At 35.6% G+C, this 11,962-nt stretch carries 12 protein-coding genes, 1 pseudogene and 1 riboswitch; of the genes and pseudogenes, 3 read left to right on the top strand and 10 right to left on the bottom strand.

Features of this window, described 5'->3' with window-relative positions; translation table 11 throughout:
* Positions 1–251: 251 nt before the first annotated feature.
* Positions 252–1,892: a peptide ABC transporter substrate-binding protein gene (locus MHB74_RS01090; RefSeq protein ID WP_061677915.1), complete on the top strand. Its 1,641-nt coding sequence runs from the start codon at positions 252–254 to the stop codon at positions 1,890–1,892.
* Between the two features lie 46 nt (positions 1,893–1,938).
* Here the strand turns inward: MHB74_RS01090 and MHB74_RS01085 are convergent, their stop codons facing one another.
* The 3 genes from MHB74_RS01085 to MHB74_RS01075 are packed head-to-tail and all read right to left on the bottom strand — an operon-like array spanning position 1,939 to position 3,395.
* Positions 1,939–2,250, bottom strand: a complete 312-nt coding sequence (locus MHB74_RS01085) for a hypothetical protein (RefSeq protein ID WP_061677914.1) — start codon at positions 2,248–2,250, stop codon at positions 1,939–1,941.
* A gap of 35 nt (positions 2,251–2,285) precedes the next feature.
* The gene (locus tag MHB74_RS01080) at positions 2,286–2,477 is read right to left on the bottom strand and encodes a hypothetical protein (RefSeq protein WP_061677913.1); all 192 of its coding nucleotides are present in this window, start codon (positions 2,475–2,477) and stop codon (positions 2,286–2,288) included.
* An 18-nt stretch (positions 2,478–2,495) separates the two neighbouring features.
* Entirely contained in the window at positions 2,496–3,395 is a 900-nt protein-coding gene (locus MHB74_RS01075; protein ID WP_061677912.1) for a helix-turn-helix transcriptional regulator, read from the bottom strand.
* Positions 3,396–3,567: 172 nt separating this feature from the next.
* Here MHB74_RS01075 and MHB74_RS01070 point away from each other — a divergent pair, with 172 nt between their 5' ends.
* Complete coding sequence (locus tag MHB74_RS01070) at positions 3,568–4,035, top strand: YusW family protein (RefSeq protein ID WP_061677911.1); 468 nt, start codon at positions 3,568–3,570, stop codon at positions 4,033–4,035.
* Positions 4,036–4,051: 16 nt separating this feature from the next.
* Here the strand turns inward: MHB74_RS01070 and MHB74_RS01065 are convergent, their stop codons facing one another.
* The 5 genes from MHB74_RS01065 to MHB74_RS01045 are packed head-to-tail and all read right to left on the bottom strand — an operon-like array spanning position 4,052 to position 9,352.
* Entirely contained in the window at positions 4,052–5,662 is a 1,611-nt protein-coding gene (locus tag MHB74_RS01065; protein WP_061677910.1) for a peptide ABC transporter substrate-binding protein, read from the bottom strand.
* Between the two features lie 13 nt (positions 5,663–5,675).
* Positions 5,676–6,449, bottom strand: coding sequence for an ABC transporter ATP-binding protein (locus MHB74_RS01060; protein ID WP_061677909.1), 774 nt, complete (start codon positions 6,447–6,449; stop codon positions 5,676–5,678).
* A complete protein-coding gene (locus MHB74_RS01055; RefSeq protein ID WP_061677908.1) occupies positions 6,446–7,456 on the bottom strand; it encodes an ABC transporter ATP-binding protein in 1,011 nt (336 codons plus the stop codon). Before MHB74_RS01055 ends, MHB74_RS01060 begins: the two co-directional genes overlap by 4 nt.
* Entirely contained in the window at positions 7,413–8,417 is a 1,005-nt protein-coding gene (locus MHB74_RS01050; protein WP_061677907.1) for an ABC transporter permease, read from the bottom strand. The genes MHB74_RS01055 and MHB74_RS01050 overlap by 44 nt, the downstream gene beginning before the upstream one ends.
* 17 nt (positions 8,418–8,434) lie before the next feature.
* Entirely contained in the window at positions 8,435–9,352 is a 918-nt protein-coding gene (locus MHB74_RS01045) for an ABC transporter permease (RefSeq protein ID WP_048528645.1), read from the bottom strand.
* A 134-nt stretch (positions 9,353–9,486) separates the two neighbouring features.
* Positions 9,487–9,592, bottom strand: a riboswitch (SAM riboswitch).
* 103 nt (positions 9,593–9,695) lie between these two features.
* Between MHB74_RS01045 and MHB74_RS29150 the strand changes: the two are divergent.
* Positions 9,696–9,868, top strand: a pseudogene (locus MHB74_RS29150) (DUF3951 domain-containing protein).
* A 16-nt stretch (positions 9,869–9,884) separates the two neighbouring features.
* On the opposite strand, the gene MHB74_RS01040 reads toward MHB74_RS29150, so the two are convergent.
* Together MHB74_RS01040 and MHB74_RS01035 are read right to left on the bottom strand one after the other, a co-directional pair.
* Positions 9,885–10,388, bottom strand: a complete 504-nt coding sequence (locus MHB74_RS01040; RefSeq protein WP_061677906.1) for a hypothetical protein — start codon at positions 10,386–10,388, stop codon at positions 9,885–9,887.
* Positions 10,389–10,637: 249 nt separating this feature from the next.
* Positions 10,638–11,888 carry a multidrug effflux MFS transporter gene (locus MHB74_RS01035; protein ID WP_081110222.1) on the bottom strand — a complete coding sequence of 417 codons (1,251 nt, stop codon included), beginning with the start codon at positions 11,886–11,888 and terminating at the stop codon, positions 10,638–10,640.
* Positions 11,889–11,962: the final 74 nt, after the last annotated feature.

Raw genomic sequence — 11,962 nt, 5'->3', positions numbered from 1 at the left:
TATTGACATATAGTTCTTTCCAGTGTTAATATTCTAAATAATCAAAGAAACGAAATATTTCACCATCAAAATATAACGTCTACTACGTTGAAACATATAACGATAGATTATAGTTCAACATGTATATACATATAGAACACCTGATTACCTACATACACATATCCGTAATAGGTTTTCTCTTCTTCTATAGCTACACTTCAAAACGTGGACATTACGACGTTACGAACAACACATTTAGGGAGGAACGAACAATGAAGAAAAAAGTTATACCTGTTGTTGCATCTGTTTTAGGGGCAAGTCTATTACTAACTGCTTGTGGGGGAAATAAAGATCATGCAAGCGGAGCGAAAGCAAATGATAAAGCACCTGATAAACAGGCAATTAACTTATCATTTGCTTCAGAAATTCCAACAATGGATGTTGCAAAAGCAACGGATGGGGAATCCATGAGCGTAATGCGAAATGTTTTTGAAGGTTTATATGCAATGGGAGAAGATAACAAACCGATTCCTGGTGTTGCTGAGTCGGTTGACGTTAGTCCCGACAAAACAAAATATACATTCCACCTGCGTGATTCAAAATGGTCAAACGGTACTCCTGTTACAGCAAAGGACTTCGTCTTCGCTTGGCAACGTGCCGTAAATCCTGATACAGCAGCTGAATATGCATTCTTATTCTTCGATATACAGAATGCAAAACAAATAAGCCAGAAACAATTGCCAATTGATCAACTAGGGGTCAAAGCTCTTAATGATAAAACGTTAGAAGTACAACTAGACCGTCCTGTTCCCTACTTCTTAAGCTTAACGACATTCTCAACATTCTTACCAATTAACGAAGAGTACTTAAAATCTCAAGGAGATAAATATGGTTTAGAAACAAATCATTTAATTTACAACGGTGCTTTCACATTAGATAACTGGAAACACGAGCAAAGCTTCCAATTGAAGAAAAACCCTAACTATTGGGATGCTAAAACTGTAAAATTAGAAGAAATCAACTTCAATGTCGTTAAAGATAAGTCTACAGAAGTTAACTTATATGATTCAGGACAAATTGATCGTGTTGCTTTAACTGCGGAGTTTGTTGATAAATATAAGGGCGATCCAAACTTCAAGGACCGTGCTGAAGTTGGTATTCAATTCTTACGACTAAATCAAAAAAATGAAACATTAAAAAATCAACATGCACGCCTTGCTATTAACGGAGCAATGAATAAAAAAGCATACGTAGAAACAATTTTAAATAACGGTGCTGTTCCAGCTGAAGGAATGATTCCTGCGAAATTCGCAAAGAGTCCAGAAGGTAACGACTTCCGTAAAGAAAACGGAAACCTAGTCAAAGATGATGTGAAAACAGCGAAAGAAAACTGGAAAAAAGCGAAACAAGAACTTGGTACTGACAAAGTAACAATCGAACTATTAACAAGTGATAATGCTTTAGCTAAAAAGACTGGTGAATATTTAAAAGGTGAACTAGAAAAGAATCTAGATGGATTAACAGTGACATTAAAACCACAACCACGTAAACAACAGTTAAAACTACTATTAAGTGGTGACTATGAAATCGGTATTGATGGCTGGGGCCCTGACTTCGCGGATCCAATTACATTCTTAGATTTATTTACAACAGATAGTGCTTATAACTTCGATAAATACTCTAACAAAGAGTATGATGAGCTAATCCATAAAGTGAAAACAGATTTAGCTGGCGATGAAAAAGCTCGCTTTGAAGCGATGAAGCAAGCTGAAAAAATCCTATTACAAGACGGCGCTGTCGCTCCTTTATACCAACAAGGTCGTTCTTACTTACAACGCTCTTTCATTAAAGGGCTTGTAACAACTGACTTCGGCGGTGAATTTAACTACAAGTGGACAGAAGTTGCAAAATAATAAGTACCAGTAAAAAAGGTATCCAATTGAAGGATACCTTTTTACTTTATACTTCTTTAACTACAGAGCTTCTTCTTCCCTTTACTATTCCTTTTATAGATACAGTAATCATTGCTACCAATTGTGTAACTAATATAATGACTAATAATGAAATAATATTTTTCTCTAAACTAACTCCCCCAAATATTATTGTATAATAGCCATTCGCTGCATAGGTTGCGGGAAATAATTCGCTGATTGTTTCATATGTTTTAGAAAGCATCTCGTGTGGTACAATGACACCCGAACTTACAAGTTGTAGTGAAATTGAAATTATATTAAAGATCATACCTGCATTCCCGAAAACAGTTATGAACATTTGTGTTAATGAAAGAAAGGCGAAGAAGACTATTTTTAATAATCCTCTTCCCCTTCTTTTTGCATCGAACTAAAACTCATCAGAAATATAAACATAAACATCAAATATGTTCGCCACGTCAAAGAAGGTACATGCCCTGACCAAAGATAGCTAATTAAATAGTTAATCCCCATAATACAAGACGATATTACTAAGCTAATACTTATTAGTTTTACATATTTGAGCATATCTTTTCTCCTTATTTTTTATTTTTCTACTTCTTCAAATTGCAGATTCACCGGCTCTTCTAAGAGTGTTTCATAAAAATTTTCTGCCAAATCTGTTGAAGGGATTTTTTCATCTACTTCATCAAATCGAATACTATCTAGCCATACACAACCTTCTCCTGATAATAAAACACCGAATGCAATACCAAGCGCCCCTTCTTTTATATCTAATACAACCGAGTACGATTGCCAGTTATTCGTATTTTTAATTGGACGATTTTGCATATTATCCATAGCGAGCGGTTCTGTATCTTTCCCATCTACTCGCATCCACAATCCTGCCCAATCTCTTACATTCTCACTCTTAATAAACGCTGTTAAACGTAATCTTTTACCTACATATTTATCTGCTCGGAACATTTGCATTAATGTTGAAAATCCTCCATGCGTAACATTCTCTTTTGCTTTTATGTATGCAGATACTTTTCCTTGATGGACAATTTCATAATCTAAACCCATCTCATATTCAGCAGGATGACTTCCACTTAAGATCCATCCTTTCGGTATACCTTTTTGCATTGAAACACCCTCTCTTTCTATATAAAATGACTGAAAGTACTTTCGATATTTCTTTGGTGGCAATTGAAACATTCTTTTAAAAGCTCTCGTAAATGCCTCTTGTGAGGAAAAACCATATTGCACTGCAATATCAATAACAGCTCTCTCCGTTGAAACTAAAACTTGCGCAGCATGAGTTAACCTTCTCTTTCGAATATAATCCGTTACACTCATCCCAACATATCTTTGAAAGATGCGATGAAAATGGTACATCGATACTGCACTGTGAGATGCCACTCTTTCTGTTGTAAGCTCCTCATGCAAGTGATCTTCTATATATTCAATTGCTTCTTTTATCATCTCTTTATATTCTTCATGCATGTTAGTACCCCCTCACAACTTCAATTTACCATATACATACAAATCAGTTTTGATTTAAATTGCGGATTATCCCTTGTCACTATAGGATAATAATTTATTTTTAACTCATACATAATTACATGATTTTGGGAAAAACTTGTATAGAACGAATTTACATAAGGAGGAATTTATAATGAGAATTTTACTATCAGTTTTATTAGCTCTTATGCTAGTACCTGCATTAACAGGATGTAAAGCTCCTGCAAAAGAAGACACAACTTCTAATAAAAAGACTACAGAAGAGGCAAAGAATGAAGCTCCTGCTGATTTAAAACTAGACTTTAATGAATTCGATTTAAAGGCAGACTACCAAGATACAAAGAAAGACTACGAAGCTGACTATAAAAATGTAGCAGCAGATAAGAAAATGGAAGCAAAAATTGAAGATCATAAAGCAGATGTAAAATTAACAGGAGACGAGGCTATCACAAAATTAAGCCCACTTCTACAAGAATTAAAATTTAATAAAGATACTCCTGACCAAGAAGTAATCGATCAAGTAGTAAACGTGTTCAAGCTTGATAAAGACTACCAAAAGTTCGATTTAGAAGTTGTTTTCTCTGATGGAACGAAAAAAGAATATAAAAGAGAAATAAAATAAAGAAGTAGGCGATTGCCTACTTCTTTATTTTTGCATATTTTAAATCCGGTTTAGATCCCACATAATATTGAAGACCTGATACTGATCCTTTTTGTAAATAAGAATCAGAAGGGAATATAATTGGAATTAATGGTGAATCTGTAAACATAATATCTTCTGCTTTATGCAATAAGTCAAAACGCTTATCTTCGTTTTGTTCAACTTCTGCTTCTTTTACTAAAGCGTCAAATTCTTTATTATGCCATTTTGCATAGTTATTCGGACCATCACCTGCATATAAATCTAGTTTAGTAATTGGGTCTAATAAAGAACCACCCCATCCCATATAAGCTAATTGGAAATCACTTTGCTTATATGTATCGATGTAACTCTTCCACTCTTTATTTTCTAACTTAATATCTACACCAAGATTTTTCTTAAACATTTCCTGCATTGCTTCTGCTACTTTTTTATGCTGTGTATCTGTAGTGAATTTTAATGTTACTTCAGGTAATGTAGACCAACCTTGTTCTTTCATACCCTCTTCTAATAATTTTTTCGCTTCTGCTGGATCAAATTTAACGTAATCACCTTTTTCTTTACGGAAATCACGACCACTTTGTGTTTTTGCTCCTTCTGGTACGAATGCATATGCTTCTTGTGCATTATTCTTATACAGTTTTTCAACGATAAACTTACGATCAACTGCTAATGAAAATGCTTTACGTACTTTCGCATTTGTAAATGGCTCTTTTTCTACGTTAAACGAGTAAATATAAGATGAGAATCCCGCAACACGTTTATATTCTTTATTCCCTTTTTCTTTCTCAATCATCTCTTGTGGTAAGCTACTTAATAAATCTAATTCTTTTGATTTGTACAATTGATACGCTGTTTTAGAGTCTGGAATAATACGAAACTCGATTTCTTTTAATGTTACCTTTTTATCATGGTATTCTTTATTTTTTTGTACTGTAATTGCTTGGTTATGCTTCCATTCTTTTAACGTGAATGGTCCATTTGTAATTAACTCTTTTGGATCTGTTTTTAATTTGTTGTTATCATCAATTGATTTTTTAGATAATGGAATAAATAATGAACTCGCTAATTTTTGTTTAATAGAAGCAACTGGGTGCTCAAGTGTTACCTTTAATGTTTGAGGATCAACGACTTGAATACCAACTTGGCCTTCTTCACCTTTTCCAGTATTATATGCCTCTGCACCTTTAACAAAATACATTTCTGTCGCATTCATAGAGCCTGTTTTCGGATTTAATAATCGCTTCCATGCAAATTCAAAATCATTTGCTGTAATAGGAGAACCATCTGACCATTTAATATCTTTCTTTAAATGGATTGTATATTCAGTTCCATCCGCATTTACTTCTTCTTTTTCTGCTAACTCATTTTGATATTTCCCATCACTATCTTGCGTATATAAGCTTGAGAATAAATGTCCAATTACATAACCTGATGTGCTATCCGTTGCAATAGCGGAATCGAGTGTATATGGATCGCTACCAATATTCGTTACTAATCGATCTCCTTCTCCCTTACCTGCACTCGCCTTTTGCGCCTCTTTCTTACCGCAAGCGACAGAAGTAATTGCTAATACGGTCATAATGACAAATAATAAAAACTTCTTCATCCTACATTCTCCTTTAACCCGAAATTTTTGGTGTTGATGCTAATAATGTTTTTGTATAAGAATGTTGTGGATTACGGAATACTTCATCCGTATTTCCAAATTCAACAAGTTCTCCTTTATATAAGACAGCCACTTTTTCACATAAATAGTGAACCATCGGCAAATCGTGAGCGATAAATAAATATGTATACCCTTGCTCCTTTTGAATCTTTTGCAGTAAATGTACAACTTGAATTTGCAATGAAACGTCTAATGCAGAAATTGGTTCATCAAGAATTAATACCTCTGGCTCACATAATAACGCCCTTGCAATAGCAATTCGTTGACGTTGCCCTCCGCTAAATTCGTGTGGGTAACGATCAATATATCGTCTATCTAGTCCAACACGTTCTAGTGCATCACCTGCGACTTTATCTTTCAGCCTTTTATCGCCTAAACCGAATGAAATATAGCCTTCCGTTACACTATCGCGTACTTTCCAGCGCGGATTTAATGCGGCTGTTGAATCTTGAAAAATGAACTGTACTTTCTGCAAGAAGTCCCGTTTATGAGCTGACTTCAACTTGTGGACAACTTGACCGTTATAATCAATTTGACCAGACGTTGGACTCTCGATCCCAGCTATGAGCTTACCAAGTGTTGTTTTTCCTGAACCACTTTCTCCAATAATGCCAAGTGTTGTTCCTTTCGGGATAGAAAGTGATATTTCTTTTAGCGCTGCTATTTCTTTCTTTTTACTTCCATACGTTTTTGTTACTTTCTTTACAGTAATTAAATCTGTAGTCATGAGGCATTCACCCTCTCTTTTGATTTCGCTTGGTTATGCTCTAGAACATGTTGCCAACAATGTGAATTATGTTCCTCAGAATACGATGTTCTATCAGGGAAACGATGAATACATTCTTTTATTGCTACTGGGCATCTATTTACAAATGGGCACCCAAAGCTATTTAACGTTTCAATTGATGGTGTTGTTCCCTCTATAGCCCTAAGCACCTTTTCAGAATCATCCATATTCGGAATGGCTTGCAATAAGCTTTTCGTATATGGGTGCTTCGGTGAACCTATTACTTCTTGTATCGTTCCTTTTTCAACAACACGTCCCCCGTACATCACAACTACTCGATCCGCTACTTCACGTACAAGTGCCAAATCATGTGTAATTAATAAAATACTCGTATTTTGTTTTTCTTTTCGCTCTTTTAATAACCCCATAATTTGTTTTTGAATTGTTACATCTAATGCAGTTGTAGGCTCATCTGCAATAACGAGCTTTGGGTGACACGCAAATGCAATTGCTAAACAAATACGTTGTCTCATACCTCCGCTTAATTGATGCGGGTACTGTTCAAAACGTTTCTCTGCTTCATGTATCCCTAAATCATTTAATAAGTTAATCGCAATTTCTTTTGCTTCCCTTTTCGATTTTTTCTCATGTTGCAAAATTACTTCTGTAATTTGTCTTCCCACTTTCATCGTCGGATTTAAGGAGGACAGAGGGTCTTGAAAAATAAAGGAAATATCTTTCCCTCGAATTTGATTCCATTCTGATTCTTGTAAATTCGTTAATCCTTGAGATTGGAAAGAAATATTTCCATCATCGATATGAATAGAATCTTGATTTAGTCCGATAATAGATTGTGCTGTAACACTTTTTCCTGAGCCACTTTCTCCTACAAGTGCAACTATTTCACCTTCGTTAATAGAAAAGGAAACATGTTTCACAATCGCTTGCTTACTATTCTCTTTTTCAACGGCTAACGTTACGTTTTCTAAAGATAAAAGCTGTCCCATGTTTTTTCTCCTTTCGATTCCTTTTTACGATTTTTGGATCAATTGCATCTTGCAAACCATCACCAATTGCATTAAATGCGAACATGATGAGTGCAATCATGATTGCCGGGAAAAATAATTGCCACCACTCTCCGCTTAGCAATGTCCCGAGTGCATCGTTCGTCATCGTTCCCCAACTAGCCGCTGGTGATTGCACTCCGAGTCCGATAAAGCTTAAAAATGATTCTGAGAAAATAGCTGCCGGAATTGTAAATGATAAATTTACGATAATAATCCCTGTTAAGTTCGGAATTAAATGTCCATATATAATTTTCAAATGAGACGTACCTAACCGTTCTGCGGCGATAACAAATTCTCTTTGTTTTAAAGACAGTACTTGTGCTCGAATAAGACGAGCCATTCCAATCCATCCTGTTAATGCAAGGGCAATAATAATGGTAAAAAGACCTGGTTTCATAACAATTAATAGCAAAATAACAATTAATAGATATGGGATACCATATAATACTTCAATTCCTCGTATAATCCACTCATCAATTAACGTTCCAAGACGATTACGCCCTCTTACATATCCGCTAAAACCTCCGATTAGTACACCAAGCCCTATGTCTAGAGCTGCTGCTACCAACCCAACTGTTAGTGAGATTTTCCCACCAGCCCAAGTACGCGCCCATATGTCTCTTCCTAAATCATCGGTTCCAAACCAATGCTCGCTACTAGGAGGTAAATTAGTTGCTTCTTTCACTTGTTCACTCGCAGTAAATGATGTTAAACTTTCGCCAATTAGTGAGAAAATAATAATTAGTAATAACGTCACTGCTCCTAAAACCGCTATAGGGTTTGATATAAACTTGCGAAACATTTCCTTCTTTCGGCTAATCGTTTGCTGCTCTTTATTTATCGTTAATTCTTTTTTCTCTTCATTCGTTAATAACTGGTTATTGATTTCATAAGCTCCCATTTAAATGTCCCCCCTCCTTATGTAATAGAACGAATACGCGGATCAACAATACGATGAATAATATCTGTAATGAAAATACAAGAAATTAATAATGCACTATAGAAAATCGTTGTTCCCATAATGACTGGATAATCTCGGTTAAAAATGCTATCTACAAAATACTTTCCTAGGCCAGGAATGGAAAATATTTTTTCAATAACGAAAGTCCCTGTTAACAGTCCAGCCATTAAAGGTCCAACAAATGTAAGTACTGGCACAATCGCATTTCGAAGAGCATGTCTTATAATGATTTTCTTAATTGGGATACCTTTCGCTCTCGCTAGCTTAATATAATCGCTCTGCAAGACTTCAATCATATTAGAGCGAACAAACCTTGTAATTACTGCGATTGGTCCTAACGCTAATGCGAAGGATGGTAATACCGTATGTTCGAATGTGCCCCAAGACGCTACTGGTAAAAGTTCAAATTGAATTGCAAATACTTGTATAAATAGTGGCGCTAAAATAAAACTTGGAATAGAAATACCGAGAATCGCAAGTAAGCTCACACTATAATCAATTACTTTCCCATGATAGAGAGCTGCAAATGTACCTGCTGCAATTCCGACTAATAATGAAATGATAAGTGCTTGTAAACCAATAATCGCTGACGGACCAAATCCTGTCGTTATAATTTCTGATACGCCTTGTCCCGTCGATTGAACCGATTCACCAAAGTCAAAATGAACTACACCATCTAAATAAGCGACATATTGATTCCATAACGGTTCATCGAGGTGATACTTCGCCCTCATATTTTGTATTACTTCCTCTGGGAAGATTTTCGCATCTGATGAAAATGGATCTCCAGGAATGATATGCATAATCAAAAATGTTACTGTCGTAATGACCCATAGCGTGAACACCATAACCGATAGTTTTTTAATAACATACACTTCAATAACCCCCTAAACAAATGAATTTACTTTGTTTTATTGACATATTTATTCTCCTTACTTTTCCGCTTCTTAAAATACAAAAAGCCTTGATCTTAAAAAATAAGATCAAGGCTTAATAAACGAAGGCCCATCACTTATCTTTCAAGACTTGCTTGCTGGAATTAGCACGGTGTTCCTGTTACAGAACCCGCTGCTGAGGTGTCATAGGGCCAGTCCCTCTACCTCTCTGGATAAGTAAATTGCTATATTATTATTTGGTTCAAATTGTATATTTCGAATTATAATTCTGAAAAAATGAAAAGTCAATCAAATTGGATATATTTAGAAAAATCAGTTTTTAATTCTTTTATCGGAATTACCATCAACAATCGTTCTACTTGTCATCCTCGGCTTCTACAAACTTTTTATAATCCATTCGATACTATTACCTGGCAAACCATTTCTATATTTCATGAAGAGCAGCAAGTATTAGTATCCGAGGATGAAGACGGAGGCGGTAAGAAGAAAAAATAACCTTGCATGTGCAAGGTTATTTTTTCGTTTCTGCTTGAAAACGTTTATAGTATGTCGATGCTGTTGCAAAATTAATTTCTATATCACGAATCAATGATGAGTCTTCTTCTTTAGCTAGCTTCTGTAATTTTTTCATCGCTTGTTCCGATTCATTCAAGAAACCAGCGTATACCTCATGTTCTTGCTCTTTCGACTTTGGAACACGAATTTCTTTACGTATATTATCGATATCTTCTAACATGCTCGTTGTTACCTTTTGCACATCCTCTTTATATGTAGCATTCGTTATTTCCTTACCGCCCTTTTCTTTTGCTACTTCAAATAACTGCAGTGCTTTATTAATTTCTTTATTTATTTTTATATCGTATTTTTCATGTACTGCAAGGTATTCTTTTATCTCTTCTGTTTGTTCAGTAGATTGCTCTACCTTTTCTTTCGGTTCTTTCGTATCTTTATTTCCATTACACCCTGCTAGAAGGAGCATACTTCCCATTACAGCAATACCCAAAACCTTCTTCATCTCTTCTTCTCCTTTTATCTACAGCTATTACTCATTATAGTTTCTTTTATCTCCACTTGTTATTATACCGAGAACACCCTACTTTTTACACTTAAGACGATATCTTAATATACACACCAACATTTTTGTCACAGTATCGTCACTTTATGCAAATAAATTTTGCATCACCTTACAATACTGTATAAGTTATTTCAAAGAAATGAAAAAAGAGCTGATTCAACACATGTTTGAATCAGCTCTTTTTATAAATTAAGCCTCTAAATTTTGTCTTTGTTGCAGTTCAAACTGCTTCTCACTTCTTCTGGCCATAAATAGATAACATAGCACAGCACCAATTTCACAAAGAGCTATTACAATACCCATCGGTAATGCGGTGTTGCTTCCACCAATCCCTACTAACGGTGCAACAAGTGCTCCTGAAATAAACTGTAATAAGCCTAATAAAGCTGATGCTGTTCCTGCAGCTTGTTTCTGATTTCTCATCGCTAATGAGAACCCCGTTGTTGATACAACCCCGACACTTGATACGACAAGGAATAACGAGCATAAGACACCGATTAGTCCTATTCCTAATACGATTGTAAATAGTAACGATAGACCACCAACAGCTGCGATAATAATACCGGAAACGAATAACGTTTTCTCATTCACTTTCCCTGCTAAACGACCTGTTACCTGACTAGCAATAATAATACCGATACCGTTAATCGCAAAGAATAAACTAAATTGCTGTGGTGATGCTCCGTATATGTTCTGCAATACAAATGGTGAGCCTGAAATGTAAGCAAACATTGCCGCTGTTACTAGTCCTTGTGACAATGCATATCCCATAAACAAACGATCCTTTAACAGTTTTCCGTACGTCGCCAACGTCCCTGACAAACCACCTGTTTCTCTTTCTTCAGGAGGTAATGTTTCACGTAATACGAAAGTAGCTGATATTAACATGAATACACTAATTGCTCCAAGAACGATGAAGACACCGCGCCATGTTGTAAACTGTAGCAATTGTCCTCCAATAATCGGTGCCAAAATAGGCGCTGCTCCGTTTACTAACATGAGCAGTGAGAAAAACTTCGTCATTTCAGAACCTGAATACATGTCACGTACCATTGCACGTGATATAACAATTCCAGCCGATCCTGAAGCTCCTTGTAAGAAGCGTAATAACACTAAACTCCAAATAGATGGCGCAATAGCACAAAGTAAAGAAGAAGCAACATAAATAATAAGAGCAATAATAAGAGGTTTGCGCCTTCCGTAAATATCACTAATTGAACCGACAAATAATTGCCCAACTGAAAGCCCAAGTAAACAAGCTGTCAATGTAAGCTGCGCAAGGGATGCACCTGTTTGTAAATCATCCGTTAATTTCGGTAAAGAAGGCAAATACATATCAATAGATAATGGCCCAATCGCTGTAAGTGTCCCTAGTACAAGAATCATCCACAACCTATTTGTCTTTGCAGATTTATATATTTCTTGATTAACTCCATTCACTTTTTCCGTTCACCCTTTCCTACAACTACTAAATCGTAACAATTATAGTTACAACATAAACATACGTCAAGTAT

This window comes from Bacillus sp. FSL K6-0069, assembly GCF_038007785.1.
Classification (GTDB): Bacteria; Bacillota; Bacilli; order Bacillales; family Bacillaceae_G; genus Bacillus_A; species Bacillus_A mobilis.
Note: the sequence above shows the minus strand (reverse complement) of the source record. Positions and strands in the feature narration are given on the sequence as shown.

Excerpts from the sequence above, each read along its gene's own strand:
- MHB74_RS01085 (WP_061677914.1), bottom strand. The coding sequence starts at position 2,250 with ATGTTCATAACTGTTTTCGGGAATGCAGGTATGATCTTTAATATAATT.
- MHB74_RS01055 (WP_061677908.1), bottom strand. The coding sequence starts at position 7,456 with ATGGGACAGCTTTTATCTTTAGAAAACGTAACGTTAGCCGTTGAAAAA.
- MHB74_RS01070 (WP_061677911.1), top strand. The coding sequence starts at position 3,568 with ATGAGAATTTTACTATCAGTTTTATTAGCTCTTATGCTAGTACCTGCA.
- MHB74_RS01090 (WP_061677915.1), top strand. The coding sequence starts at position 252 with ATGAAGAAAAAAGTTATACCTGTTGTTGCATCTGTTTTAGGGGCAAGT.
- MHB74_RS01050 (WP_061677907.1), bottom strand. The coding sequence starts at position 8,417 with ATGGGAGCTTATGAAATCAATAACCAGTTATTAACGAATGAAGAGAAA.
- MHB74_RS01060 (WP_061677909.1), bottom strand. The coding sequence starts at position 6,449 with ATGACTACAGATTTAATTACTGTAAAGAAAGTAACAAAAACGTATGGA.
- MHB74_RS01075 (WP_061677912.1), bottom strand. The coding sequence starts at position 3,395 with ATGCATGAAGAATATAAAGAGATGATAAAAGAAGCAATTGAATATATA.
- MHB74_RS01065 (WP_061677910.1), bottom strand. The coding sequence starts at position 5,662 with ATGAAGAAGTTTTTATTATTTGTCATTATGACCGTATTAGCAATTACT.
- MHB74_RS01040 (WP_061677906.1), bottom strand. The coding sequence starts at position 10,388 with ATGAAGAAGGTTTTGGGTATTGCTGTAATGGGAAGTATGCTCCTTCTA.
- MHB74_RS01080 (WP_061677913.1), bottom strand. The coding sequence starts at position 2,477 with ATGCTCAAATATGTAAAACTAATAAGTATTAGCTTAGTAATATCGTCT.